This is a genomic window from Sorangium sp. So ce185, from assembly GCF_051526825.1.
Taxonomy (GTDB): domain Bacteria; phylum Myxococcota_A; class Polyangia; order Polyangiales; family Polyangiaceae; genus Sorangium; species Sorangium cellulosum_D.
In genome coordinates this window covers 10,096,421-10,121,120 of sequence record NZ_CP150316.1, presented here as the reverse complement: position 1 = coordinate 10,121,120, position 24,700 = coordinate 10,096,421, and the positions used below count along the sequence as shown (strand labels likewise).

At 70.3% G+C, this 24,700-nt stretch carries 20 protein-coding genes and 1 other RNA gene; 13 read left to right on the top strand and 8 right to left on the bottom strand.

Going from position 1 to position 24,700, the window contains the following annotated elements:
* Positions 1–466: 466 nt before the first annotated feature.
* Genes WMF26_RS37190 through WMF26_RS37170 form a run of 5 tightly spaced genes read left to right on the top strand, consistent with a single transcriptional unit; the run spans position 467 to position 5,840 of the window.
* Positions 467–1,639, top strand: coding sequence for a cytochrome P450 (locus tag WMF26_RS37190; RefSeq protein WP_437996585.1), 1,173 nt, complete (start codon positions 467–469; stop codon positions 1,637–1,639).
* Positions 1,636–2,697: an aspartyl/asparaginyl beta-hydroxylase domain-containing protein gene (locus tag WMF26_RS37185; protein WP_437950863.1), complete on the top strand. Its 1,062-nt coding sequence runs from the start codon at positions 1,636–1,638 to the stop codon at positions 2,695–2,697. Before WMF26_RS37190 ends, WMF26_RS37185 begins: the two co-directional genes overlap by 4 nt.
* The gene (locus WMF26_RS37180) at positions 2,694–3,986 is read left to right on the top strand and encodes an MFS transporter (protein ID WP_437996584.1); all 1,293 of its coding nucleotides are present in this window, start codon (positions 2,694–2,696) and stop codon (positions 3,984–3,986) included. Before WMF26_RS37185 ends, WMF26_RS37180 begins: the two co-directional genes overlap by 4 nt.
* A gap of 35 nt (positions 3,987–4,021) precedes the next feature.
* Positions 4,022–5,227 (top strand): cytochrome P450, encoded by a 1,206-nt coding sequence (locus tag WMF26_RS37175; RefSeq protein WP_437996583.1) that lies wholly within the window; start codon positions 4,022–4,024, stop codon positions 5,225–5,227.
* A 52-nt stretch (positions 5,228–5,279) separates the two neighbouring features.
* Positions 5,280–5,840 carry a DUF6817 domain-containing protein gene (locus WMF26_RS37170; RefSeq protein WP_437332962.1) on the top strand — a complete coding sequence of 187 codons (561 nt, stop codon included), beginning with the start codon at positions 5,280–5,282 and terminating at the stop codon, positions 5,838–5,840.
* 15 nt (positions 5,841–5,855) lie between these two features.
* On the opposite strand, the gene WMF26_RS37165 is transcribed toward WMF26_RS37170, so the two are convergent.
* The 3 genes from WMF26_RS37165 to WMF26_RS37155 form a co-directional block, all read right to left on the bottom strand.
* Positions 5,856–6,899, bottom strand: coding sequence for an AraC family transcriptional regulator (locus WMF26_RS37165; protein WP_437996582.1), 1,044 nt, complete (start codon positions 6,897–6,899; stop codon positions 5,856–5,858).
* Between the two features lie 129 nt (positions 6,900–7,028).
* On the bottom strand, positions 7,029–8,288 hold the full coding sequence (locus WMF26_RS37160; RefSeq protein ID WP_437996581.1) for a hypothetical protein: 1,260 nt from the start codon (positions 8,286–8,288) through the stop codon (positions 7,029–7,031).
* A 270-nt stretch (positions 8,289–8,558) separates the two neighbouring features.
* The gene (locus tag WMF26_RS37155) at positions 8,559–9,410 is read right to left on the bottom strand and encodes a GNAT family N-acetyltransferase (RefSeq protein WP_437996580.1); all 852 of its coding nucleotides are present in this window, start codon (positions 9,408–9,410) and stop codon (positions 8,559–8,561) included.
* Between the two features lie 245 nt (positions 9,411–9,655).
* On the opposite strand from WMF26_RS37155, the gene WMF26_RS37150 reads away from it, so the two are divergent.
* Positions 9,656–10,270 carry a TetR/AcrR family transcriptional regulator gene (locus WMF26_RS37150; protein WP_437996579.1) on the top strand — a complete coding sequence of 205 codons (615 nt, stop codon included), beginning with the start codon at positions 9,656–9,658 and terminating at the stop codon, positions 10,268–10,270.
* A 196-nt stretch (positions 10,271–10,466) separates the two neighbouring features.
* The gene (locus WMF26_RS37145; protein ID WP_437996578.1) at positions 10,467–11,879 is read left to right on the top strand and encodes a hypothetical protein; all 1,413 of its coding nucleotides are present in this window, start codon (positions 10,467–10,469) and stop codon (positions 11,877–11,879) included.
* 96 nt (positions 11,880–11,975) lie between these two features.
* On the opposite strand, the gene WMF26_RS37140 is transcribed toward WMF26_RS37145, so the two are convergent.
* Complete coding sequence (locus WMF26_RS37140; protein WP_437996577.1) at positions 11,976–12,563, bottom strand: hypothetical protein; 588 nt, start codon at positions 12,561–12,563, stop codon at positions 11,976–11,978.
* A gap of 528 nt (positions 12,564–13,091) precedes the next feature.
* Between WMF26_RS37140 and WMF26_RS37135 the strand changes: the two genes are divergently transcribed.
* The 3 genes from WMF26_RS37135 to WMF26_RS37125 all read left to right on the top strand — a co-directional run bounded on the left by WMF26_RS37135 (position 13,092) and on the right by WMF26_RS37125 (position 15,907).
* Positions 13,092–13,988 (top strand): hypothetical protein, encoded by an 897-nt coding sequence (locus tag WMF26_RS37135; protein ID WP_437996576.1) that lies wholly within the window; start codon positions 13,092–13,094, stop codon positions 13,986–13,988.
* A 968-nt stretch (positions 13,989–14,956) separates the two neighbouring features.
* Entirely contained in the window at positions 14,957–15,328 is a 372-nt protein-coding gene (locus WMF26_RS37130) for a hypothetical protein (protein ID WP_437996575.1), read from the top strand.
* Between the two features lie 180 nt (positions 15,329–15,508).
* Positions 15,509–15,907, top strand: a complete 399-nt coding sequence (locus WMF26_RS37125) for a hypothetical protein (protein ID WP_437996574.1) — start codon at positions 15,509–15,511, stop codon at positions 15,905–15,907.
* 289 nt (positions 15,908–16,196) lie between these two features.
* Here WMF26_RS37125 and WMF26_RS37120 read toward each other — a convergent pair whose 3' ends face one another.
* Together WMF26_RS37120 and ssrA are read right to left on the bottom strand one after the other, a co-directional pair.
* On the bottom strand, positions 16,197–16,562 hold the full coding sequence (locus tag WMF26_RS37120) for a hypothetical protein (RefSeq protein WP_437996573.1): 366 nt from the start codon (positions 16,560–16,562) through the stop codon (positions 16,197–16,199).
* 870 nt (positions 16,563–17,432) lie between these two features.
* Positions 17,433–17,777, bottom strand: a transfer-messenger RNA (tmRNA) gene (gene ssrA, locus WMF26_RS37115).
* Between the two features lie 470 nt (positions 17,778–18,247).
* Here ssrA and WMF26_RS37110 point away from each other — a divergent pair.
* Positions 18,248–18,538: an oxidative damage protection protein gene (locus tag WMF26_RS37110; RefSeq protein ID WP_437996572.1), complete on the top strand. Its 291-nt coding sequence runs from the start codon at positions 18,248–18,250 to the stop codon at positions 18,536–18,538.
* Between the two features lie 167 nt (positions 18,539–18,705).
* Here the strand turns inward: WMF26_RS37110 and WMF26_RS37105 are convergent, their stop codons facing one another.
* Positions 18,706–19,485, bottom strand: coding sequence for a hypothetical protein (locus tag WMF26_RS37105; protein ID WP_437950850.1), 780 nt, complete (start codon positions 19,483–19,485; stop codon positions 18,706–18,708).
* A gap of 344 nt (positions 19,486–19,829) precedes the next feature.
* Here WMF26_RS37105 and WMF26_RS37100 point away from each other — a divergent pair, with 344 nt between their 5' ends.
* Complete coding sequence (locus WMF26_RS37100; protein ID WP_437996571.1) at positions 19,830–20,912, top strand: alpha/beta fold hydrolase; 1,083 nt, start codon at positions 19,830–19,832, stop codon at positions 20,910–20,912.
* 53 nt (positions 20,913–20,965) lie between these two features.
* The gene (locus tag WMF26_RS37095) at positions 20,966–22,741 is read left to right on the top strand and encodes a hypothetical protein (protein ID WP_437996570.1); all 1,776 of its coding nucleotides are present in this window, start codon (positions 20,966–20,968) and stop codon (positions 22,739–22,741) included.
* A 155-nt stretch (positions 22,742–22,896) separates the two neighbouring features.
* On the opposite strand, the gene WMF26_RS37090 is transcribed toward WMF26_RS37095, so the two are convergent.
* Positions 22,897–24,492: a BamA/TamA family outer membrane protein gene (locus WMF26_RS37090; RefSeq protein WP_437996569.1), complete on the bottom strand. Its 1,596-nt coding sequence runs from the start codon at positions 24,490–24,492 to the stop codon at positions 22,897–22,899.
* Positions 24,493–24,700 lie beyond the last annotated feature (208 nt).

Sequence of the window (24,700 nt, the reverse complement as noted above, 5' to 3'; positions counted from 1 at the left end):
CTCTCGTCCGAACGCCGCTCCAGAGCTACATGTGAGACCTGTGTTCGTGACGATTGGCATGATCGTCGCCGGAGCCCTACGCGATGAATCGAGCCTCCGCTGAGCTGAGGAATCTTACGGCTCGGGCATACGCGCAACACAACTTAACAGTGCATAACCTAAATTAACTAGGTGTGCATGGCGGTGAAAATAGCTGGATTCCGTGTGTCCATGGCGACGTTGTCATAGGCTGATTCCGCTGCTCGCGCTCGCTTACCGGTACATTGCTATGGCAGCAAATCGACATGAGGTTGTCTTGACGGCTGTCATGTCGTCGCATACCTTCGATTGCGTTCGCGGCTACAACATCTCTCCAAAAGGAGGCTCCCGTGAAGTACTGCTGGTGATCCGCACGGCGAGGGGCCAGGCCGAGAAGCGGCCTGGCCCCTCTTGCTTTTCATGAGAGCGAAAGACGCGAGAGGACCCGATGCGCCGCAGCCCGAGCGACTATGATCCGCTGTCTCCCGAAGCCGTCGCAGACCCATACCCGATCTACGCACGCCTGCGCTCGTCGTGCCCGGTGCTGTGGCACGAGCGGCTCGACTCCTGGGTCCTGACTCGTTACAAGGACTGTATCGCCGTGCTGCGCGATCCGGCCAGGTTCGCCAGCGACGCGCGACGCGCCGGTCAGGTGGCGCCTCCCGGCGCGGAGCACCCCAGCTTGCAGGGGCTCGATCCTCCCGAGCACACGCCGGTCCGCGACCTGTTTGCCGGCGCGCTGCGCGATCAGGCGATGTCCGGGCTCGGCGAGCTCGTCGCCGAGGAGGCGGCCGCGGCGTTCGCGCGCCTCGCCGACGCGCCCTCGTTCGACTTCACCGCGGATGTCGCGCGCCCGCTCGCGCTCTCCGCGATGTCCCGGCTGCTCGGCATCGAGCCGCCCGCGATCGCGTCGATCGTGGCGCTGTCCGACGCGGTCGAGCGCGCCATGGACGCCGCGCTCGTCCCCGAGGCGATCGGGCCGGCGGTGGCGGCCCGGGGGCAGATGAACGATCTCATGAGATCGTGGGCCGGCGGCGGGCTCAGGCCCGGATTGCTCGCGCAGGTCCTGGACGAGCGGCACAGCGCCGGTGTCCCGGAGGCCGCGGTGTGGAGCACGGTGCGGGTGATGTTCCTCGCCGGCTTCAGCACCACCGTGTCGGCGGCCGCCAACATGGTGCTGGCCACGTTCCGGCACCCCGACGCGCTCGAGCGCCTGCGCGACCTCCGCCTGCTCGAGACCGGCGTCGACGAGCTCATGCGCTATGACGGGCCCATCCAGGGCACGAGCCGCATCTGCCTGGAGGCGACCACGATCGACGAGACCCGGATCGAGCGTGGCCAGGTCGTGCTCCTCCTGTTCGGCGCGGCCAACCGCGATCCCGAGCAGTTCGCCGCGCCCGACGACCTCGTGCTGGATCGCCGGCCGAATCGACACCTGGCCTTCGGCCGGGGACCCCACGCATGTACCGGGACCCAGCTGGCGCGGATCGTCCTGCAGGCGCTGCTCGGCAGCATGCTCCAGCTGCCCGCGCCGCTGCGCCTCGCGGGTCCCGTGCACCGGCAGCGCCGCGCCACGGTTCGATATCCCGATCGTCTACCCCTCACCTTGCAGGCCTCATGATCACGACCGCCGCACCCATGACCACGCCGGCGCACGACGAGCGCGCGAGCGAGCTCGATCCCTGGCCGCTCTCGCCCATCCTGGCCGTGCTGCCCGCGACCGCGCGCCTCTCGCTCGGCTTCGACGTCGAGCGGATGCTCGCCGACGTCAGCGCGCTGCGCGCGAAGGAGTGGTCCAAGCCGACCATCCTCACCGGAGAAGGGGTCAGCCGCGGCGCCGACGTCGACTGGCGCAAGCTGCCGCTGCGCAGCATCGGGGGCGACCCCGATCGGACGGATCCAGGCGGCCCCTCGCTCGAGGAGTTCGCCGACACGCGATGGCTGCGCGAGGCGCCGTACCTGGCCGAGCTCTTGGCCAGCATTCCGGCGCCGCTGCGCTGCGTGCGGCTGCAGTCGCTGGGCCCGGGCGCGGCGAGCCCGGTGCACAACGACACGAAGCACAGCCTGCCGTGGGGAATCGTCCGGCTGCACGTCCCGATCGTCACGACGCCCGGCGCGATCCTCACCATCCAGGAGGAGACCCACCGCTGGCCGCCGGGTGAGCTCTGGTACGCCGACTTCACCCGTCCGCACGTGGTGCGCAACAGCGATCCGGTGACGCGGATTCACCTCGTGATCGACTGCCAGCCCACGCGCGAGCTCTTGGCGCTCTTCCCCCCGGCGTTCCAGACCTCCGCCGCTCTGGCGAACACGCTCTTCGCGGCGCCCGTCGTGCCGCTCTCTCCCGCCGAGCGCGACGCCTGCCGGTGCAGCTTCCAGATGCCCAGCTCGTTCCCGTCGTTCGAGGAGCCGGACGGCGCGTTCCTCACGGCGCCGCGCGCGCGGCGGGCCACGATCGACGTCCGCGGCGATCGGCTCGTGCTGCTGCTCGACGGCGAGCCTGCGTTCTCGCTCGTGCACGTCGGAGGCGGCGAGTTCCGCTTCGCCGGCTGGACGATGGAGCGGACCGTGCAGGTCACCTTGGATGCGCGCCGCGCGCCGACCGTGACGCTGCGCTCGCGCGTGGGGGACCAGACCCGGGCGCTCGAGCTGCCCGCGGAGCGCGTGAGGCCGTCGTGACGCGGGCCGTCGTGACGCGGGCCGTCGTGACGCGGGCCGGGGCGCCGGCGGGGCCGAGCCTGTTCCGCCACAGGAACTTCATGCTGCTCTTCGGCGCCGATACGATCAGCCAGGTAGGCACGCAGATCACGCTGGTCGCGCTGCCGCTCGTGGCGATCCTGGCGCTCGACGCCGGGCCCTTCCAGGTCGGCCTCCTGTTCGCCGCCCAGACCTCGGCCTTCGCGCTGATCGGGCTGCCGGCGGGGGTGTGGGTGGACCGGATGCGCCGGCGCTCGATCCTGATTCGCACCGATCTGATCCGCGCCGCGCTGCTCGGCTCGATCCCTGTCGCCTGGTGGCTCGGCAAGCTCAGCTTGCTGCAGCTCTACGTCGTGGCGCTCGGGGTGAGCGTCGCCCGGGTGTTCTTCGATGTCGCCTACCAGAGCTACGTCCCCACGCTGGTCGACCGGGATCGGCTCGTGGACGGCAATGGCAAGCTGGAGATCGTCAATTCCGGCGCCCAGGTCGCGGGGCCGAGCGTCGGAGGCTGGCTGGTCAACCTGCTCTCGGCGCCCGTCGCGATCGTCGCCGACGCGGTGAGCTTCGTGTGCTCGGCGCTGCTGCTCGGCCGCATCGACGCCGCCGAGCCGGCGCCGCCGCGCGACCGCCCCCGTGGGCTGCTGGGGGAGATCCGCGAGGGCGTGCGCTTCGTGATCGGGCACCCGATCCTGCGCATGATCGCGCTGCGCTCCGCGCTCGCCAACCTGGCCTTCTCGGCCGCGCTGGCGGTGCAGGCGTTGTTCCTGCTCCGGGAGCTCGGGCTCTCGCCCGAGGTCTACGGGACGCTCCTGGCCGCGGGCGCGGTCGGCGGGCTCGTCGGCGGGGCCGTGGTCGGGCCGATGACCCGGCGCATCGGCTCGGCGCGGATCATCTGGCTCGGCCCGCTCCTGTTTCAGCCGTTCGTGCTCCTCGTCCCGTTCACGCAGCCTGGGATAAGGCTCGCCTTCTTCGTGGCCGGCACGTTCGTGGAGGCGATCGGCATCGTCGTCTACAACGTCTCGCAGATCAGCTTTCGCCAGGCGATCACGCCGGAGCGCCTGCTCGGCCGGATGAACGCGACCATGCGTTTTCTGGTCTGGGGCACCATGCCTCTCGGCTCGCTCCTCGGCGGCGCGCTCGGCGAGCGGTACGGCGTCCGCGCGGCGCTGTGGATGGGCATCGCCGGCCTGCTGCTCTCGCTCCTGCCGCTGCTCTTGTCCCCGCTGGTCCGCATGCGCGACCTGCCCGACGCGGGCATGGAGCCCGCCTGATGCGCGCTCGATCGAACTCTCCACGGAGCCACGCCATGGTCGATGTCCACGACGAGAACCTCCCGGCTTTCCCCATGCCGCGGCGCTGCCCGTACGCGCCGCCGCCGGAATACGAGTCCATGCGCCGGCAGGCGCCGCTCGTGCGCGTGTCGTTCCGCGACGGTCCGCCGATCTGGCTCGTGACGCGGCACGCCGAGGCGCAGCGCGTGCTCACCGATCGCCGCATCAGCACCGATCCGACGCGGCCGGGGCACCCGTTCGCGGCGATGGTGGGCACGCCGCAGGAGCAGGCGGGCCAGTTCATCGACATGGATCCGCCGGAGCACGACGTCTATCGGCGGATGCTCGCGGGCGAGTTCAGCGCGCGGCGCATCCGCGAGCTGGGCTCGTTCATCGAGCGGGTGGTGAACGAGCGGATCGACGACATGTCGAAGGGCCGCGAGGCGGATCTCGTGGAGTCGTTTTCCTTCCCGGTCGCGACCCTGGTCATCTGCCAGCTGCTCGGCGTGCCTTATGAGGATCGCGCGTACTTCCAGTCGCGCACGACCCGGATGATCGCCGGTTTCTTCAGCACGGAGGAGGCGACCTGTGCGCGCAAGGAGCTCTGGGACTACCTCGATGGGCTGGTGACGGCGGCCGAGTCCAGCCCGGGCGACGACCTGATCGGCCGCCTGGCCCTGGAGCGGCGCGCGGCCGGCGAGCTGTCGCACGACGCGCTGGTCGGCATGGTGTTCCTCCTGCTCGTGGCCGGGCATGAGACCACCGCGAACATGCTCTCGCTCGGGGTGTTCACGCTCCTGCAGAACCCCGGGCTCCTCGCCGAGCTGCGCGCCCGGCCCGAGCTGTGGCCCGACGCCGTCGAAGAGCTCTTGCGGTACCATTCCATCGTCGACTGGGTGGCGTTCGATCGGGTCGCGCTCGAGGACCTCGAGATCGGCGGCCAGCGCGTGCGCGCCGGCGAGGGGCTCTTCGTGCTCGGCGCGTCGGCCAACCGCGACGAGCGGGCGTTCGCGGATCCCGACGCGCTCGACATCCATCGCGGCGCGCGCCACCACCTCGCGTTCGGTTACGGCATTCACCGGTGCCTCGGGCAGAACCTGGCGCGCGCGGAGCTCGAGATCGGCTACCGCACGTTGTTCGAGCGGCTGCCGACGCTCCGCGTCGTCGGCGACGTCGAGGAGCTGCCGTTCAAGTACGACCGCCGCACCTTTGGACTGTACCGGCTGCCCGTCGCGTGGTGACGGGCCGGATCTCATCGTCGAGAAGCATCGAATTTCTTGGAGGAACAACATCATGGAACAGTGCGTCGAACTGCTGGTGTCCCTCGGGGCAGGAAACGTCAAGCATCCGGGGGGCACGCTGCTGGCGCACCTCCTCCGGGTCGAGACGATGCTGCGGAAATGGGGGGCGAGCGACGAGGTCCGCGAGGCGGGGATCCTTCATGCGCTCTTCGCGCCGGACGGCTCGCCCGATCCTTACTACACGATGCTCTCGCTCACCGAGCGCCCGCGCGTGGCCGCGATGATCGGCGCGTACGCGGAGGAGCTCGTCTACTTCTATGGCGCGTGCGATCGCGAGTACACCTATCCTCGGCTCATGGAGCCGTCCGACCAGTGGCGCGATCGCTTCACGAACGAGATCAAGACGCCCAGCGAGGAGCGGCTCCGCAATCTCATGGAGATCACCGCCGCCAACGAGGTCGACATCGCCAGCCACAATCCCTCGTTTCGCGCCAGGTACGGCGCCGACCTGCTCGAGCTGTTCACCCGCACGCGGCCGCTGCTCAGCGACGGCGCCTGGGCGCATTGCCAGGCCGTCCTGGGCGAGCCGGCGAGCGCGCATCAGCACGCGTGACCCCGGGGGCAGCGGTCAGGGCGTCGCGGGGCCGGGCGCGGCGCGGAGGCTCCCCCGCAGCTCGCGCGGCGCGCGACCGAACCATCGCTGGCAAGCGTGGCTGAACGCGGTCGTGTCCGCGAAGCCGAGCTCTAGCGCGATCTCGGTCACGCTGATCGTCTCCCTGCGGAGCAGGCTGCCGGCGCGCTCGCGGCGCACGTCGTCGACGAGGCGTCGGAAGCTGGTCCCCTCGGCGTCCAGGTGCCGGCGCAAGGTCCGCTCCGTCGTGCCGAGGGCGCGGGCCACGCGCGGGAGCGACGGGACGCCGCCGTCGGCGCTCGACAGCGCGCGGACGATCGCGTGTCGGACGGCGTCTTCGCGCGATCGCGGGGCGAGCTCTCGCGAGAGCGCCTCCGCGGACCTGCACAGGTACTCCCAGAGCGTCCGGTTGGCCGATGGCGGCACCGCGTCGAGGAGCTCGCGGCGGAAGGAGAGCCCGTCGTGGGGGGCGTCGAAGGTCACGGGGCAGTCGAAGAACGCGCCGTGTCCGGCCCGGCGGGGCGGCGCGGCATGCCGGAAGGTCACCTCGACGGGCGTCAGATCCGCGCCGGCGATCCGCCGCAGGCAACCGAGGCCCTGGGCGACGGCCGTCTCGTTGGAGAGGCGGTGTCCCAGGGTGAGAGGCCGCGCGCGGTACCACCGGACGTGGACGCGCCTCGCGGTCTCGGTCACCTCCCAGCGGCCCGAGTCGGTGAGCAGCGGGCCGTAGCGAGCGACGGTGTCGACCGCGTCGCGCACCGACGGCGCGGTCATCATCGCGAAGCCGAGCACGTGCAGGTCCTCGATGGCGGCCGCCTGCGCTACCCGGATGGGCAAGGAAGGATCGTCGAGCGTCCGACCCAGGTAGGTCCACAGGTCGATGACGCCGTCGAGCTCGATGCGTCGTGCGGGGTCCTCGGCGAGCGACGGCGGCAGGCGCGCCGCGCGGCGCATGGCGTCGAGCCGGACGCCGTCCCGCAGCGCGTGGTCGACGATACGCTGGACCACCCGCGCCACGACGGTCGGTTGGGATCGTACCATGCGCCCCGCGCCAGCATGCTGCATGCCAGCGACCGGAGCTCCTCGCGGGCGGCGATCCGCGCGACGAGAGCCGTCGTGGGCGCGTCAGGCATGGCGCACGGGTCAGGGGAGCGCGCTTTTCCTGCGGGCTCAGGGGCTCGTGAAGCCGAGGATCCCGTGCCCGGCCAGGACGTGGACGGTGTTCCGGGGCTGCGGCTCGGGGTTCGTGGCGCTCGCCACGCCCTCGCGCATGAACGCGGTCCGGATGCGCGTGATGGAGGACGCCTGGTGCGCCTCCTGGAGCACCTTCATCGCTTCGGCGGGTACCGTGATGGATCCGTCGCCTCCCAGGGTGACGCACTGGATCTCCACCTGCTTGCCTCTGGGCGGCGGCATCGCGAACGGCGGCGCTCCCTCGACGTCGCCGTCGGTGCTGGTGATGCGCACGAGCGTGCCTTGCGCGGCCCCGCAGCTCCCGCCTTCCCCGGCGCAGCCCAGGGTCATCGGCGAGCCGTCGAGCGGCACCGCGCCGAGGGTGGATTGCGACGCGCCGTCGAGCTGGAACTCGCCCCCTGCCGCGATGGGCCCCAGATCGGCGAGCTCGAAGGCCATCGCGCCGCCGGGCTCGATCCCCACGACGACCTCATCGCCGCTCGCGATGGGATCGATCGGGTTGTTCGGGACGGGCCCTGCGCCGGCGAGCACGACATGGTCGGCCACGAACGCTTCCTCGGCCGCGCGCGGATTGGCCACGATCGCGGTCTCGCTCGACTCGACGGCCACGATGGGGAACGCCCCGTTGTTTGCGGCCGTCGCTGCGCCGTTCACGCGCAGGTAGCGGCCCACGTCGTCCGCGGAGAGCGCCGCGCCGCGGAGCACGTAGGCAGCGGTGCCCGTCGTCCCGGGGGTCACGCTCGCCTCGCCCGTTCCGCTGTGCGCCGGGCAGACATAGCCATTGCCCTGGAAGCGACAATCGAGCGCGCCGCCCGCAAGCCCGGTGATCGTGACGGCGCCCTGATCGGTGAGCGGCGGCGGCGGGTCGTCCTGCGCGTCGTATATCCATGCCTTGCACCCGGTGAGCTGACCGGGCGCTTCCTCGTAGCTGGGGGCCTTTGCCGCGGTGAACAAGATCTGCACGGTGAGGCCGTGACCGGCCTGCGGCGCGCCGAGGATGGAGACATCCTGGATGGAGATGATGCCCGCGTGCGTCGGGGCGAGGCCGCCGCCGTCGCCGCCGTCGCCGCCGTCGCCTCCCGAGCCTCCGCTGCCGCCCGAGCCTGCGCTGGCCGGCGTGCCGCCGCTTTCCTGGTGGCTGTCGTCGTTCGGGTTCGCGCAGCACCCCGCGGCGGCGATGGCCGCGGCGATGGCCACGGCGATCCGGTGGTTCGTCGGGTTGTGCGAGATTCGCATTCGATGGATCATGAACAACCTCCAAGCCTCGTGATGAAGCGCGTCGCCGCGCTCCGTGGTGGATGCGTCGAAGGATGTAGGCGTGCCGCCGCGGATCGGCTTGGTCGCGCCGGCCATGGAGTTGGTCGAAGCGGCCACCCCGCGTCCGGGCGGGGCGCCGCGGCGAGCGCGGCGTGAAGCGGCGGCGGCCAGCGCGGCGTCGGCGCCGACGCTCATCCCTCGGATTCGCGGAGAGCCAGCCGCGCGAGCGGCGGTGTCAGGCGCGGGGGCTCAGGGAGACGGCGGGCTCCACACGAAAGGCCTGGTGGTGGAGACGACGCGCAACCCCATCCGTTCCAGGATCGGACGGCTGTCCGGCGAGGCGTCGACTTGCAGGTAGCGCAGCCCGCGCTCTCGGGCCTGCGCGGCGCGCCGCGCGACGAGGCTTCGATAGATCCCGCGCCTGCGCCACGCCTGCAGCGTGCTGCCGCCCCACAGGCTCGCGAACTCGGTGCCTCGATGGAAGCGCGCCCAGGCGGCGCAGACGATCTGACCTTCCGCCTCGGCGACGTGGATGGATATCGCCCCTGGATCGGCTTGTCGCTCCTCCCCCAGCTCGGCGACGAGCCAGCCCCAGTCCCCGCCCCAGACGGCGGACTGCAGCGCGGCGATCCCGTCGAGCGGCTCGCCGTCGTCGAGACAGCGCACGGTGATCCCCGGGGGCGGCGTCGCGCCGGCGGTCGCCCCGGCGACCTCGTCGACGGCCCCGATGAGCAGCGCCTCTTCGTCCCCCGCCTCGAGCCCGGCGGCGCGCAGCCGCGCTTCGAGATCCGCCGGCCGGTCGTGGCCGAAGGTCTTCCACTCGAAGCGGCGCGCCAGCCCGGCGAAATACGACACCTGCTCGGCGATGGCGCCGTCCGCCGTGTCCTCGTCCAGGTCGCTCCATTGCACGCCGCAGCCCCATGGCAGCTCCGGAGGCGACACCCACCTCACCACGCGGCCGTCGCGCTCGACGCGCCATGCCGGGCTGGGCGGCGGGAGATCCCGGCGCATCTGGGCGTCGAAGCGCGCGAGGAGCTCGGCGGTGCTCACGGAGGCCATGGTGGGCAGCCCGACGACAGCAGGTCGTACGCGATGATGCACGACGCCGATCCTGCCATCTCGAAGGCCGAGGCGGCCAGCACCCCCGGCCTCGGCCGCGGGCGTGCCTCGGGTGCGACCGGACGCCTGGACCAAGGCCTTCCTTGTTGACGCCGGCCCCGCGCGCGGCCATTGACAAACGTCAATGACGAATGTCAATATGCAGATCGATCTGCTGGGAACGGACGATCTGCGCTGGAGCGGAGTCGGGTTCTCCGATAGATCTCCCGCGAAGGCGGCATCGGTTCATGACTCCTCGTCCGGTGAAGGCTGGCTCCACGGTTCGGGATCGCCAGCGCGAGGACACCCGTCAGCGCATCTACGAGGCGGCCATGGCCGTCTTCCGGCGCGACGGCTTCGCGACCGCGCGCATCGAGGACATCGCCCGGTCGGCGGGCGTCAGTCACGGCTCGTTTTACTTTCATTTCCCGACCAAGGACGACGTGCTCTTCCAGCATCATCGGGAGCTCGATCAGCGCGTCGTCGCCGCGCTCTCGGCGCTCCCCGAGGACGCGCCGTTGCGTGTGTTGCTGGACACGCTGTGCGCCGCCTTCAGCCTGGAGTGGGAGCGCGACAGCTCGCTCGTCCCGGATCTCGCCGCGGCGATGATCCGCAAGGGCATGGTGCGCACGCCCCCCGCGGAGATGAGCCCGGTTGGGCGCCTGCTCACGGAGCGGTTCCGCCTGGCGGCCGATCGCGGCGAGCTCGGCCGCGCGCTCCCGATGGAGTGGCTCTGCAGCATCCTGCTTGGTCAGCTGTTCACGACGACGATCGCGTGGCTCGCCGAGCCGGCGTTGCCGCTCAGCACGGCGCTCCAGCGGACCGCTGCGCTCTTTCTGACCGGCGCCTCGGCAAGCCGGTAGGCCGCCCGCGCGCCGCGACGGGATGGGCCGCTCCTCTGCTGAGCAGGAGGCGGCGCGCGCTGGCAGCGGCGTTGTGCCGCGCTGCGGGCCCCTGGCCGCGGAGAGGCGCTCGTGGAGCGGCAGGGGCGAGAGGCGCCCAGGCAAGCAGCATTCCTTCGCGTCTTCATCACGCGTGGAAGAAGAGGAGACAATGACCATGTTCAACAGGCCTTGGAGTATCGTTCTCGCCTCGCTCGTCCCGATCCTGGGCTGCAGCAGCGAGCCTGAGGGCACGAATCCTCTGGTCGAGGGCCCTACGGCGGGGCCGACGTTCCACAAGGACGTGGCGCCCATCCTGCAGAAGCGCTGCCAGGGCTGCCACTCGCCCGGCGAGATCGCGCCCTTCAGCCTGACCGAGTACGCGGACGCGAAGCAGGTCTCGAGCCGGATCGTGGCGGTGACGCAGGACCGGACGATGCCGCCCTGGGGCGCGATCGAGACGGACGAGTGCACGCCGCGGTTCGGCTGGAAGGACGACAGCAGGCTCACCGACGCGGAGCTCGCGACGCTCGAGGCCTGGCATGACGCCGGCGCCCCCGAGGGCGACCCCGCGGACGCGCCCCCGGCGCTCGACTCGTCGGGGATCCATGGACTCGAGGGGGTCAGCGCCACCATCGAGCCTTTGAAGCCGTACGTGACGGGCGGCGACGAGGACCAGTTCCGCTGCTTCGTGATGGATCCGAAGCTCACGGAGGACACGTTCGTGAACGGCATGAACGTGATCCCGGGGAACTCGAAGGTGGTCCACCACGTGGTCGTCTTCACCGACCCGCACGCGGAGAGCGACGCCATGGCCGACGCCGACGGCGGCTACGAGTGTTTTGGCAGCGCCGGTGTCCAGGACACCCAGGTCCTCGGCGTGTGGGTGCCTGGCGGGCGGCCGACCGAGTTCCCGTCCAACGCCGGCTTCCTCGTGCGCGCTGGATCGAGGCTGGTGATGCAGGTCCATTACCACCCGGCGGGCGCGACCGCCGAGCCTGACGCGACGAAGATCCAGCTGCGGTTCCTCCCGGAGACGCCGGAGTACCGGGTCGTCTTCGTGGCGTTCGGCAACTTCCCCTCGCAATTCCCGAACGGCGACGGCCTCCAGCCGGGGCCCAACGACAGGGAAGGGGTCGAGTTCTTCGTCCCGGCGGGGGCCAAGGATCACACCGAGGTCATGAAGATGACGCTCCCCGAGACGTTCATGGGGGAGTCGCTGGTGGATGGCATCCGGCTCTACAGCGCGATGACCCACATGCATTATGTCGGGACCGACATGAAGGTCGACGTCGAGCGCCCGAGCCCGCAGGGCGCCGATCCGGCCGAGGAGTGCGTGGTCCAGACGCCGAAGTGGGACTTCAACTGGCAGCAGACGTACACGATCGACGCGCCCATCGAGGAGCTCCCCGTCCTGAAGACCGGCGATGTCATGAGCTTGCGTTGCCTCTACGACAACACGATGGACAACCCCTTCGTGCGGAAAGCGCTCAAGGAGGAGAACCTCACGGCGCCGAGGGATATCGTCCTCGGCGAGAGCTCGCTCGACGAGATGTGCATCGGGCTCTTCAACGGGTTCGTGAAGAACTGACGGGCGCGCCGCACAACTTATTGAGCAGCAGGAAGCGGGTAGCCGCATCGACGGTCAGGCTCTGGACTTCGCGCCTGCTGGACACGAGATCCTCGCTCAGTCGTACCGGAATCTCCTGTACCAGCACACCAGGCAGAAGACGAGCATCGCTCCCAACACCGTCACGCGCACGTCAGTGAGCCAGAACCTGGGGTGCAGCGCGATGGGCACCGCGCCGGCCGCGAGGATCGCCGCGAGCTGCCCGAGATGGCGGCTCCGGAGATCGGCGAGACCCCGCGGGCGACGCACTCGCAGGGGAGCCCCACCGAGCGTGGCCGACGCGCCAAAGGACGACCTGAGCTGGCGCACCAGCGCGTCGTACGAGGCATCATCGTCGGGCACGGGCTGGAGCGACAGCTCGACCCGAGGAGCCCACCAGAGCAGCCTGCGGAAGTACCACCGCCGGAGCGCTCCTCCCGCTTGGCACGCTCCCAAGAAATGCATGTATCGAAGGAGCGCATCGCACAGCGGCGCGGAGAAGGTCTCCCGGGCGACCGGGCGGACGACGAGGATCTCCCCGATGTGCGCCGGGTCGAAGCGGGCGTCGCGCTCCAGGAGCCTGCCGTTGTTCCACCATGTCGCCTGCTCCAGGGGCACGACCCTCGCCAGCCGGTCCTCCTCCGTGGTCGCCGGTGAGTCATCCATGATGCGGACGCTCTCCTGCATCTGGAGCGCGTTCCGGCCCACCGCGAGCACGCAGCTGGGCGGGGAACCGCGACTCGGTCGGCGGTACATGACAGCGACGGTGGCCTCCTCCTCCAGGGAGATCCCGAGGGAGGGGATCTCGACTCGGACGCGGCGCGGGTCAGCATGGAGGCGGATCACGTGCGGCATGCAGGATCCATAACCCGGTGGCGCTGCGCGGGCGAACAGAGCCAGACCACCGCCTCAGCCGAGCCGCGATGGCCATGCCGCGATGGACGCTCGCTTGGCCTCGCCGGCGCGGTCCAGCGCGCAGACTCGCACCTGGGATCCGCCCCGCCGGCCTGGTGCCCGCCGCGGAGCTCCCCCTGGACTCGGGGCACACGCAGGTCACACGACGTGACGGATCCGGGACGCTGCCCGGAATTTACAGGGTGGAGACGGCTGCACCGGCCCCTGCGGGTCTACCGCACGAGCCTGGCACGCTGCTTGAGAATCTAGCATGGCTGTAACCACCCGAGAGACTACCCGATGCCCTCAGTTACCCATGAAGCCCTGGTGGAGCTGTTCAAGCACCGGCCGACCCTGGCCGCCGAGTTGCTGCAGGACGCGCTCGGCCAGCCGGTCCCGGCCTTCACGGAGGCGCGCGTCGAGTCCTCCGACCTCGCCGAGATCATTCCCTCGGACCGGCGGGCGGACGTCATCGTCGTCCTGCTGGTCGGCGAGCAGGAGCGCCCGGCGATGGCGATCGTCGTCGAGGTCCAGCTCGGCGTGGACCTGGACAAGCCGTACGTCTGGCCGGTCTACGTCACCCAGACGAGGGCCCGGCACCGCTGCCCCACCCGGCTGCTGGCCGTGACGATCGATCCGAAGATGACGCGGTGGTGCTCGCAGCCGATCGACACGGGCCACCCTGGCTGGATCCTGGTGCCGCTGGTGCTCGGCCCCCAGGGCGTCCCGGTCGTCACCGACGCCGAGCAGGCGAAGGCGGCGCCCGAGGTGGTCGTGCTCTCGGCGATGGCGCACGGACAGGAAGAGGTGGGGGAGGCGATCGGCGTGGCGTTCCTGGCGGCGGCAGCCGAGCTCGATGAGGAGCGGCGCGCCTTGTACGGGGACCTGGTGCTATCCTCGCTGAACGAAGCGGCGAGGCGGACGTTGGAGGCGATGATGAAGGGCGGATACGAGTTTCAGAGCGAGTTCGCGCGCAGCTACGTGGCGAAGGGCCGGGAGGAAGGGATGCGCGAGGGCACCCTGAAGACCAAGGCGCAGGCCGTACTCGTCGTGCTCGAGGCTCGCGGGCTGGAGGTCCCCGCCGATGTGCGGGAGCGCGTCATCGTGAGCACCGACGTGGCGGAGCTGGATCGCTGGCTGCGCCGGGCGGCCGTCGTCAGCGACGCGAAGGAGCTCTTCGCCACGAACGGCTCCTGAACAACGCCGCAGCTCTGCGGGCCGGCGGACTTCCGCGGTCTCGTGCCGCCTATGATGGGCACGCCTTCGCGCGCGCTGATGCCTTCCTAGCGGTTGAAGAGCAGCTTGTCGGCGAACTTGCCCTCGAGCACGTGGGCGAGCAGGTCGGGCGTCGACAGCCCGCGCGTGATGAGCTCGTCGGGCGCCGGCGCTATCACGATCGAGCAGATTCCCGGCCATGGCGTCGCGTTCTGGGCTGTCTTGCTGTTGGGGGGTGTTGCGGCTCAGGCTGGCTGATGGCTCGCTGAGCAAGCCCGCGATGGTCATCAAGGGGCCTGCTCGATGAGCTATCAACCAGCCTGAGCGTCAACAAGCCCCGTGCCCTGACGTCGGGGCACACGGAGGTCACACGGCGTGGCGAACCCGGGGGGCTGCACGTAAACAGGGCCAACCTGTCGATTGGTCCGTTGCGGACGTAGTCGCCGGTGGATGGCCGTACGACTCCGCTGAGCTTGTTCCGTCGGTGATCGTTCCTGTGGTGGCCCGCGGCTCGCTTGGGCGGCGCACATGCGAACACCTCATCTCGCCTCAGTAATGTTGCTCTCCCTCTCGTCTGCGCTCGGTGCTGCCTCGTGCGCCCTGAGCCCGGGTGCGACGTGGGAGACGGACGACGACATCGAGGCCTGGATCACGGCCATGGCCGGTGGTGTGCGGGACAGCCAGCAGGACTTGGACGAGTCGGAAAGCCCCGAGTTGTTGGTCATGCAACAGGCGACGGATGTCACACCGGATGCGGCTCCGCGCGGCAGATGCGAGGACGCCTGTATGGCCTATTATGGGGTTATTGACAGGTTCTGCTCGCAAGTTCCAGTGAAGTGGAAGATTCGCTGCCATCTCGCGAAAGCTTCTGGAAATGCTGCATGCCACGCACGTTGTCCCTGACGACCCGGTTGACGGACTGGGGTAAGATCGGGTGCTATTATGCCAGCATGGACATCATCGGCGAACGGAAAGTTGTCTTTCGGCCAGCCGGAGCGGAGCGAGAGCGCGAAATTTCCCTTCGTGTCGGCCGACCTCAAGAGCGGCCGGATGACGGCTGGGAGGTCCAGATCGACATCTTGGATCCAGAGAAACCATGGGAACTGCCGCCAGTGTGGGGGACCGATGGGCTAGGGGCGGTCATCCTCGGCATCTTCGCGCTCTCCAAGTACGTCGAGTGGTACACCATGAGGGGGCGGCTGACGTTGCCCGAGCACGGAGAAACCGCGTTCCCCGAATGGGCAGTCCTGCTGGAGGCGAGCACGCCGCCGGCTCCTGCCCAGGGGACAACGCCGGCCATGGATGGTGAGGCGGAGGGGTAGGATCGCTCTACTCGCCCCCGTTCACCCGCCGATCCAGGCAGCCCCTCGAAGCCCGCCGGCCCGGCTGAACGCGGGAGGGCCGGGTGAAGAAGAAGCGGAAGGGGCCAAGCGCCCGCCTGCCGCGAGACATCCCCGAAGGCGACCGACGATCGAGGCGATCCTTGCTGGCTGCTGCGCCACATGCTGACCCGGTGCGGCGTGCCCGCCCACGATCGCGACGACGTGCTCCAGGAGTGTGTCTTCGTGGTGGAGGCGCCGGGAATCGAAACGCCTGCCGAGGGTGGGGATCCGCAGGGATCGCGTGGGTTTCCGCACGAGATGGGAGCGGCAGCCGTGCCGTCGACGGCAGCTAAGTGCGCGAAACCGCGTCAGGCAGACGAATCGCGGACGAAACCGGCGGACCCGCGGACGGTGCTTCTGGGCCAGCTGGCGGGAGGCATGAGGGAGGCGCTCGCCGTGGGCGACGTCGACACGGCTCGCGTCGCCCACGATACGATCGGCCGCCTGCTCGGCGCGCCGGGGGCCGACGCGGCCGGCGTCATTGACCTCGCCGCCGAGCGCGTTCGCCGCGGCGGGTAGCGCCGGCCGGAGCGGCGCTCGCCGCGGGCGACGTGGAGGCGGCGCGCATCGCCCATGAGACCATCGGGCGGCTGCTCGCTGCAGCAGCGACAAGGAGGTCGAGCCGTCCAGCGCGTAAGCGGCCTAACGCCCTGGGCTTCTGCCGCGGGCGGGCGAAGCCTGTCCGTCGGCGAGCAAGCCCTTGTTGGGCGGCATAGGTACACACGCGCCACGACTGCGAGCTTTGGTGCTCGACCACGACCCCATGAGTCAGGCCTTCAGGTTACCCGGGAACGTTTGTGGGGGAGGCTCACGTCGTGAACGCTGCCCACTTGTTGCGAACAGCGAGCCACAGGCCGGCGGCAAGGACCACACTACCCAGACCTCCCAGAGGCTGCACAAGGGCCATCTGGTAGAACAGATTCGCGAGGGCCAAGATGATGTAGCCGGTGACGCCAATGGCTTTCCAGCGCCATGCGAGAACGACGCAGAGCAAAGAGGCAACGGCATGCACGGCGTTGAACCAGGGAGTGGGGCCGTCGCCTCGTGTGATCATGTAGCACGCAAACAGCCGGGCCGCTTCGCCGAAGGCCATGAAGATCATCCACGCGGTCAGGAACGGTCCTCGTGTGGGCGAGTCGCTTGGAACGTGGCGTCTATTCATGGGCTTGGTCATGACGTCTCCGAACGTAGGGCACAGGAAAGGCGGCCTGCTAGCAAGAAGTGGGGTCCCGGTCGGTCTGGATGTCGAGGGCCCATGCTGCCAGGCGCCCTTGGTCTCCTGGAACAGGTCGATTCGTGCGAACGCCATGGCGAGTGGCAGTGTTGGCGCAGCGATGGCTACGACAGCGGCTCTGTCACTGAGGACGAGTCCAGCAACCAAGCTCGATAGCGGCGCTATTCTAAATGTAATACATGCCAGGGTCGCCAAGTGCGATGGTTTCCGCTGAGGCGTTCTGTGGAGGGTACGGGCGGCGTCGTCATGCGTGGAGTCCAGAACGTTGGCGAAGATTGACAACGAGACGACCCTTCCGTTGACGTCGCAGCAACTGCCGCCGAGTCTTCTGCTCGCGCGGCCGGGCACCGCATTCAGAGCGGTCTCTCTGGTGCTCGCTGCCGCTCCCGCTACCCCCATGACCACCCCATCCTGCAAGGCCAGCGGAGATACCGTTCCGTGTCAAGACGGGGCATGCGCTCGGCAGGGTGCCGCCGGCAGGGTGGGGGGAGGCAGGCCGGCCGGGCAGGGGATGGGCCGGTCCCGCAGGGGAGGGCGCCCACCGCTGCCTACATCATCACGAAGTCGCGTCCGCTCGCCCGGCCTGCTCGCGTGCTCCGGGCGTCGCAGACCTCGGACCCGGGATCTGTCCCGCCGGCCGGCTGCCCGCCGCGGAGTTCCGTGGAGCCCGTACCCTGGCGTCACCTGCCGCGCCGGTTCCCGGTGGTCTCGCTCACGCCGGACCCACCACAAATCCAGCGGCGCCGAAATTTGTCAGGTCACACGCAGGTCACACAAAAGCAAGAAGACACGGCTCTCGCCGTGTCTTCTGAGTGGAGGCGCCGGGAATCGAACCCGGGTCCGCAAGGCATCCAGTCTACCTTCGTTCACGTGCGTAGTCGCCATGCGCCGGCGACGGCGTTCGTAGATTCGGCTACGACCTATCCCTCACTGAATCTCGGCCGCGTTATCGAGGGCACCCTCACGCGACCCAGCCCTGTGGTTGACACCCTTAGAGTACTAGGACGACCTTCTCCTCGGATGGCTTAGCGGTTATTAGGCCGCAACAGCGTATGCGTTGTCGTTCGCACTTGTAACGTCCCGCTTGATAGGCGGAGCAGGAGCCGCCAGCACGCAGACAGACCTTCAGTCCCCACGTCGAAGCCGATCGCCCCCTCGTGGTTCGTTCAGACGGACCAAACATTGCTAGAAACTGCGCTGCCGTCAACCCCTTCGCGTCAGATCGCTCTGCCGCTGAGCGCGCTGTGCGGCGGCCGTCGGTCCGCGGTCTCGGGTTCCCGGGTCGGTCCGCCTCTTCCCGGCCTTCTCTCTTCGGCCTGCCCCCGGCGCCGTCCTCACGCATCCGTCCGCTTCCGCGGCTCCGCCGCGCTCCCCTGCGTCCGCTCCGCTGCGCCCTGCCGCGCCCGCTCCCGCGCTTGCACCTGCTCGCGCTCGCGCCTGCCCCCGGGCGCGAGCGCCGCTTCCCCCGCTCGCGTCGCTCCCCGCTGCCGCCCCCTCGCGCCGCTTCCGCCGCTCGCGTCACCCTCCCCGCCTCCCGTCGCCTCCGTCTGCTCGCCAGCCGCTCTCGACGGCTCCCCCTGGCTCGGCTAAGAAGCCCGCGAAAAGGAAAAGGAGACGGGCAGCTTATGACGAGGATGGTCCTGTGCGTGAAGCTCGGCCGCGAGGCTGAGGGGCTGGAGAAGCCGCCGCTCAAGGGCGAGGTGGGCAAGCGGATTTACGACAACGTCTCGAAGGAGGCGTGGCGGATGTGGCTGGAGCACTCGAAGATGCTGATCAACGAGTACCGCCTCGATCTGATCTCCGAGGCCGGCCAGCGGATCTGGATGACCGAGCTCGACAAGTACTTCTTCAGCGGCGGGAACGAGGCCGCGCAGCCGCCGCCCGACTTCGTGGCGCCCAAGGACAAGCAGGAGTAGCCGCCTCCCGTCGGCCCTGCCGCCGGCGGCGCTCCCGTCCACCTGCCGGCTGCGGTCCTGCGCTCACCCCCGGCTCATCCGCACCGCCTCTCCCCCGGCCCGCTCCCCCGGCCCCAACCCCCCGGCCCCCCGGGCCCCCTGGCCCCCCAGCCCCCCCGCTCACCCCCTCACTTCAGCGGCCCCGGTGCCGGCAGCGCCCCCCCGCCGCGCACGTACTCGATCAGCGCCGCGCCCATCTGCTTGTCGACCTTCTCGCACTTCGCGCTGACCGCCCCCATCGTCGCGCCCTTGCACTCCTTCCGCCGCTCGGCGACGATCTTGCCCACCTTCTCGTCGGCCTGGAACGCCTCGCGCGTCTTCTCATCCAGGCTCTTCCACGGGATCGGCGCGAACTTCGGCTTCGGCGGCACGTGCTGCCGGACCTCCTCCGTCATCAGCGACGCGCACGTCCCGTCCCAGCGCAGCACGTCGTAGCCGCCCCCGGCGCCGCTCACGACCATGCCCCCGGTGTCCGGCGCCCGGTGATAGAGGATCAGCACCTCCTCATCGAACAGCAGCTTGTCGTTCGAGGACGACCCGCCGGAGGCGTTCCACGCCTCGGTGTCGCGCGTGAGGTACCCGCGCGTGAACGGCGACCCCTTGGCGAACAGGCTGAGCGCCACGTCCGGATAGAACCCGCTGCAGAGCCGCTTCACGAACGCCGCCGGCGGCACACACACATCGCCCTTCTGCTCGCACGTCGTCGGGATCTGCCTTGACGCATCCGCCGCCGCGTCCTCCTCCTTCTTCCCGTCCCCGTCCTCCGCCGCCTCGCCGCCCGGCGCCGGCGCCGACGCCGCCGCCTCGGCCTCCGCAGGCTCCGGCGCCGACGGAGGAGGCGCCGCGCCGCCACAAGCGACAAGGGAACCGATCAGAACAAGCACAAAAGAGCTCTGGACAGATCGCATGGCCCACGAACCTACCGGAGCCGGCACGACCCTCCGCATGGAAAAACGTCAACAACCCACGACGCAACGCGCCAACACGACCGCAAACATCGTGGCGCAACGCAGGAAATCCACCCCACCGTTCACAACGCAATGCGCCACCCGTCTCGACGGTTCCCCGCGACGGCCGTGATGGTTCAGTTTTCCGACAGCGCTTGACATCAGCTGCCCATCAGCAGAGTCTGAGCCCGTTCCGGCAGGAGGTGGTCATGCTGGATCTTTCTTCGTCCGCATCATCATCATCGCGTGTTGGCGGTTCGCGTAAGTGGAAGTCTCACACAGGCGCTCGTTCTTGGGGACGACGGGTGTCCGCTGGTCTCGCTCGGTGTGCGATACTCGCCTCCTGGGCGCTCCTCGTCGGCTGCGGCGCGGCCGAGGAGCAGCTCGAGCCGTGGGACACCGGCGAGGTGATCACGGGGGCAGGCGGCGGCTCCGCCTCGGGTGGATGGGAGAGCGTCGCGGACGGCTCGGGCGGGACCGGGGGCGGCTGGCCGTCGTCCGCGAAGCTCGGGCCGCCGTATCCCATCGTGCTCGCCCACGGCTTCTTCGGATTCGAGGACTTCGCGGGCGCCGGATACGTCAGCTACTTCTACAACGTCAAGCAGACCCTCGCCGAGGGCAACGAAGCGGTGTTCACGCCCTCCGTCGATCCGTTCAACAGCTCCGAATACCGCGGCGCTCAGCTGATCGCGCGGATCGAGCAGATCCTCGCCGAGACGGGCCACGAGAAGGTGAATATCATCGCCCACTCGCAAGGCGGCCTCGACGCCCGCGTGGTCGCGCACGATCGGCCCGATCTCGTCGCCTCCGTCGTGACCGTCGCCACGCCGCACCTCGGGTCGAAGATCGCCGACATCGCGCTCCAGCTCGTCGCCCACGAGCGCCTGCAGGACGTGCTCGACGACCTGCTCAACGCGATCGGGGCGCCGCTCTACGACCAGATCGGCGAGGAGACGAGCGTGTTCGCGTCGCTCGAGCAGTTCTCGACGCCAGGCATCGAGGAGTTCAACGCGAGGTACACCGACTCTCCCGGGGTGTTCTACGCCTCCTTCGGCGGCAGGACCGACCGCGCGCGCGGCGGCCGCGACTGCACGGCGCTCGCCCCGGCGCCCTTCGTCGCGCAGTTCGACGAAGGCCTCGATCCGGTGCACCCGCTGCTCGCGCTGACAGAGACCATCCTCGACGGCGGCTTCGGGGAGTCGATCCCGAACGACGGCCTGGTGCGCGCGCGGGACGCGCGCTGGGGCAACTTCTGGGGCTGTCTCCCCGCTGACCATTTCGACGAGATCGGCCAGCTCTTCGGGCAGAGCCCGGGCGAGGGGAACACCTGGCTCTATATCGACTTCTACCGCGCCGTGATCGAGCGGCTCCGGCAAGAAGGCCTCTGACCGCCGTCGAAAACCGCCCCGAGCGGCGCCCGGTCCAGTACCATGCCCGGCCGATGCTCAAGGCGCTGCTCACCTCGTCGCTCCCGCTGCTCGCCCTGCTCAGCGCGGCCTGCAGCAGCGACGTGCGCCGGTTCCCCCTGCGCGATCCGGTCTGGCGCGACGCCGATCTGAACCCCGTCGCGCTCCCCTGCCGGCCCGATCCCGAGGCGCCCAAGGACGACCCGCGGCACCGCCTCTGCACGCCGGAGCCGTACGAGTCGTCGTTCGCGTGGGACGCCGCCGACAACCTCGTCTTCCGGCCGGTGACGCGGTTCCTCGCCGTGGATCCGGGCGGGGAGGCGGTCAACGTCAACAGCGTCGACGAGGTGCCGGACTCGAGCTGGTTCACGAACCGGATCGGAAAGCGGCCGCTCTCCGTCGAGGAGCTCGTGAGCGGGCCGTGCGGCGACAAGACGCTCGACCCCGAGGCGCCGGACGGGTCCTGGGTCATCGACATGGGCAAGCCGAACGGCGCGAACCCCGGCTTCCGGATCAAGGTCGAGGGGGTCGGCAAGTTCATGCTCAAGGCCGATCCCGCGGAGCAGCCCGAGCGGGCGACCGGCGCCACCGCGATCGCGGCGCGCCTCTACCACGCGGCCGGCTACTGGGCGCCGTGCGACTCGGTGGTCTACCTGAAGCCGTCGGTCCTGAAGCTCTCGCCCGGGCTCACCGTGACCGACAACAGCGGCACCTCGAGGCCGTTCGATCAGGCGGCGCTCGACGGCGTGCTCGCCAAGGCCGCGAAGCGGGGGGACCGGGTCCGCATGGTCGCCTCGCGCTGGCTGCCGGGCCGCGCCCTCGGGCCGTTCAAGTACGAGGGGACCCGGGAGGACGACCCGAACGACGTCATCCCGCACGAGGACCGGCGCGACCTGCGCGGCGGGCGCCTGCTCGCGGCGTGGCTCAACCACTTCGACTCGCGCGAGCAGAACTCGATGGATGTCTGGCTCTCCGAGGACGAGGACGACAAGGACGCATCGCCCGGCCACGTGCGGCACTACTACATCGATCTCGGCGACTGCTTCGGCAGCGAGTGGGACTGGGAGGGCATCTCGAAGCGCCTCGGCCACGCCTACTACTTCGACGCCGAGTACGTGCTCCTCGACTTCGTCACGCTCGGCATCCCCGAGCGGCCGTGGGACCGGGCCACCCGCGACCCCCAGGGCGACATCTTCGGCTTCTTCAACGCCCGCGACTTCCGGCCGGAGCGCTGGCGGGGCGGCTACCCCAACCCGGCCTTCGGCCGCATGACGGAGCTCGACGGCGCCTGGGCCGCGCGCACGCTCGCCCGCTTCACGCCGGAGCTCGTCGAGGCCGCGGTGCGGGCCGGCGATTTCACCGCCCCGCGGCACACCGCGTGGCTGATCGACAAGCTCCTCCAGCGAAAGCAGGCGATCATGGCGCGGTACCTCACGCGCCTGTCGCCGATCGCCGACGTCGCCGTGGCCTCGCCGGCGGAGCTGTGCGGCGTGGACCTGGCGCGGCGCACCGGCGTCGCGCGCGCGCAAGATCTCCGCTACGAGGCCGCGATGTACGCCGGCGAGGCGCTCGCCCTGCGCGCGCGGCCGGTCGTGCGCCCCTCGCCGGACGGCCGCGTGTGCCTGTCGCTCCCGCACATCGCCGATCAGGGCGGCGCGCCCGACGGCGCGCCCTCGCGCTACGCGATCGTCGACATCCTCAACGGCCAGGCGCCCGGCCCGCTGCGCGCCCACCTCTACGACCTCGGCCCGCGCCGCGGCTACAAGCTCGTCGGCATCGAGCGACCCGACGATCCATCCGCGCCCGACTGAGCCCCTGAACCCCCGCGCCCGCCCCACCGAGCGGCGGTCACCCGCACAGGAGACGGGTCCAGATCGGCGTTTTCGGCGCGGAAGCGCACTGAAGTGCGCTGAGCACCGAAAACGCCGAGATGGGCCCGTATCCGAAGCGGGTGACCGTCGCTCGCTCAGAACCCGCTGCTGGCGCCGACCATCAATCGCAGATCTTGCAGGCCGGCCCCCTGCGCGAAGGTCTCGGTCGCCGAGCCGATCAGGAAGTCGAAGGAGTGGTCGCGCGCGCTGCTCGTGCGCAGGCCGAGCACGAACGACATGCGCAGCAGGTCGAGCTCGAAGTCGCGGAGGTGCTCGCTGAACACGTTGCCCGCGGCCACCTGCACCGTGCCGTCGAGGAACGCCCAGATCGGGTATCGGTACTCCAGCGTCGCCGCGGCGGCGCTCCGCCCGCGGAGACGGCCTTCGCGGAACCCGTGCATCGGCGCGCCGCCGCCGAGCTCGGTGAGCTCGGTGAAGGGGACCTCGTCGGGGCCGAGCGGGTCGGCGAAGGCCGCCGAGAGGACCAGGCTCACGATGCGGTCGTGCCCGGTGAGATCGACGAACCCGCCCAGCGAGCCGCCGTAGCGGATCCACCGGCTCTGCAGCGGCCGCTCCAGGTCGGCGGCGTGCTCGCCGGAGAGCTCCAGCCGGACGCCGTGGCCCCGGTCGGGGCGCGGACGCCGCGAGTCGAGGGCGGCCCGGGCCCCGATGCGGTACGCCGTGTACCCCGTGTCGAACGCGGGCGGCAGCGGATAACGACCGTTCGCGACCCGCCAGCCGACCGTCGGCTCGCAGCAGATGTCCTCGAACTCGACGGTCTTCGCGCCGGTGTACGCCTCGACGAAGCTGAACGCGTCGAAATCGACGTGGACCGTCGCGCTCCCCTGGATGCTGTGGGCGGCGTAGCGGGCCCAGTCGCGCCCCAGGGACCTCGGGCCGATCCCCGCGAACAGCCAGTCAGGCCGGGTGTCCGCCTCGCCGCGGAGCTTCAGGTGCGCGCGCCCGTCGAGCGGGATGCGGTCGGCGATCGTGAGCCGCAGCCAGTCGATCCCGCCCGTCGCCGCGTGCACGCGGAGCTCGTTGCCCGGGAAGAACAGGTCGTCGTAGAAGAAGTAGACCCCGACGCTCTCGCGAAAGCCGAAGTCGAAGAGCGCCGTCGGGACGATGCCAATCGTGTCGTTGGGCCCGAAGGTGAAGATGTCCTTGAGCTCCTCGATCCACTCGCCCTTCTCCGCCGCGACCGTGAGATAGCCGAGCGGCCGCCGGACCAGGTACTCGCTGGCGAGGTAGGCGGGGAAGAACAGGACGCGCGGCACCCAGAGGAGCGCGTCGCCGGCGCTCGCCCCCTCGTCCGGGCGACCATCGTAGTCGGGCAGGGGGCGCCTCGCGCTGGGCGCCTGCGGCGCCGCGACGGGAGGCCGCGCCGGCGCAGCCGCCGCGCGGGGCGCTGACGGAGATCCCGGGGCCGGAGGTGGCGCCGCGGCCGCTGGCGCCGCGGCTCCCGCCTGCGGCGCGGCCGCCCCAGTCTGCGGCGCGGCCGCTCCAGCCTGCGGCGCGGCCGCCCCAGTCTGCGGCGCGGCCGCCCCCGGCCGCGGCTCAGCGGCCCCCGCCTGCGGCGCGGCCTGCGCCTCGGCGCACAGCGACAGCACCGCGCAGCTCGCGAGCGCGGCCGTGCGCCGCCGAAAGCCCGTGCCGATCGCGCGCGTCCATCCCTTCTCGTCAGGTCCCAATCCGCCTCGTCTCTCGCACGTCGCCGCGCGGGAGCCTAGCGGAGTTCCCGACCGGCGGGACGTTTGTCCGCGCGGCGCGCCCTCTGTCCAACGCCCTGTACGGCGCTTCACACACGCGGCGCCGCGACGGAGGTTGCCGGCCGGGACCAGGCTGGATAGCCTCCCGCGCTCGGGCATCGGTCCTGTTCCGGTGCCGCCTGAACGGCGG

What these genes read in the sequence shown, in the direction of transcription:
- WMF26_RS37190 (WP_437996585.1), top strand. Translation starts at nt 467, where the DNA reads ATGCGCCGCAGCCCGAGCGACTATGATCCGCTGTCTCCCGAAGCCGTC.
- WMF26_RS37185 (WP_437950863.1), top strand. Translation starts at nt 1,636, where the DNA reads ATGATCACGACCGCCGCACCCATGACCACGCCGGCGCACGACGAGCGC.
- WMF26_RS37175 (WP_437996583.1), top strand. Translation starts at nt 4,022, where the DNA reads ATGGTCGATGTCCACGACGAGAACCTCCCGGCTTTCCCCATGCCGCGG.
- WMF26_RS37170 (WP_437332962.1), top strand. Translation starts at nt 5,280, where the DNA reads ATGGAACAGTGCGTCGAACTGCTGGTGTCCCTCGGGGCAGGAAACGTC.
- WMF26_RS37165 (WP_437996582.1), bottom strand. Translation starts at nt 6,899, where the DNA reads ATGGTACGATCCCAACCGACCGTCGTGGCGCGGGTGGTCCAGCGTATC.
- WMF26_RS37160 (WP_437996581.1), bottom strand. Translation starts at nt 8,288, where the DNA reads ATGCGAATCTCGCACAACCCGACGAACCACCGGATCGCCGTGGCCATC.
- WMF26_RS37150 (WP_437996579.1), top strand. Translation starts at nt 9,656, where the DNA reads ATGACTCCTCGTCCGGTGAAGGCTGGCTCCACGGTTCGGGATCGCCAG.
- WMF26_RS37145 (WP_437996578.1), top strand. Translation starts at nt 10,467, where the DNA reads ATGTTCAACAGGCCTTGGAGTATCGTTCTCGCCTCGCTCGTCCCGATC.
- WMF26_RS37140 (WP_437996577.1), bottom strand. Translation starts at nt 12,563, where the DNA reads ATGGATGACTCACCGGCGACCACGGAGGAGGACCGGCTGGCGAGGGTC.
- WMF26_RS37135 (WP_437996576.1), top strand. Translation starts at nt 13,092, where the DNA reads ATGCCCTCAGTTACCCATGAAGCCCTGGTGGAGCTGTTCAAGCACCGG.
- WMF26_RS37130 (WP_437996575.1), top strand. Translation starts at nt 14,957, where the DNA reads ATGGACATCATCGGCGAACGGAAAGTTGTCTTTCGGCCAGCCGGAGCG.
- WMF26_RS37125 (WP_437996574.1), top strand. Translation starts at nt 15,509, where the DNA reads ATGCTGACCCGGTGCGGCGTGCCCGCCCACGATCGCGACGACGTGCTC.
- WMF26_RS37120 (WP_437996573.1), bottom strand. Translation starts at nt 16,562, where the DNA reads ATGACCAAGCCCATGAATAGACGCCACGTTCCAAGCGACTCGCCCACA.
- WMF26_RS37110 (WP_437996572.1), top strand. Translation starts at nt 18,248, where the DNA reads ATGACGAGGATGGTCCTGTGCGTGAAGCTCGGCCGCGAGGCTGAGGGG.
- WMF26_RS37105 (WP_437950850.1), bottom strand. Translation starts at nt 19,485, where the DNA reads ATGCGATCTGTCCAGAGCTCTTTTGTGCTTGTTCTGATCGGTTCCCTT.
- WMF26_RS37095 (WP_437996570.1), top strand. Translation starts at nt 20,966, where the DNA reads ATGCTCAAGGCGCTGCTCACCTCGTCGCTCCCGCTGCTCGCCCTGCTC.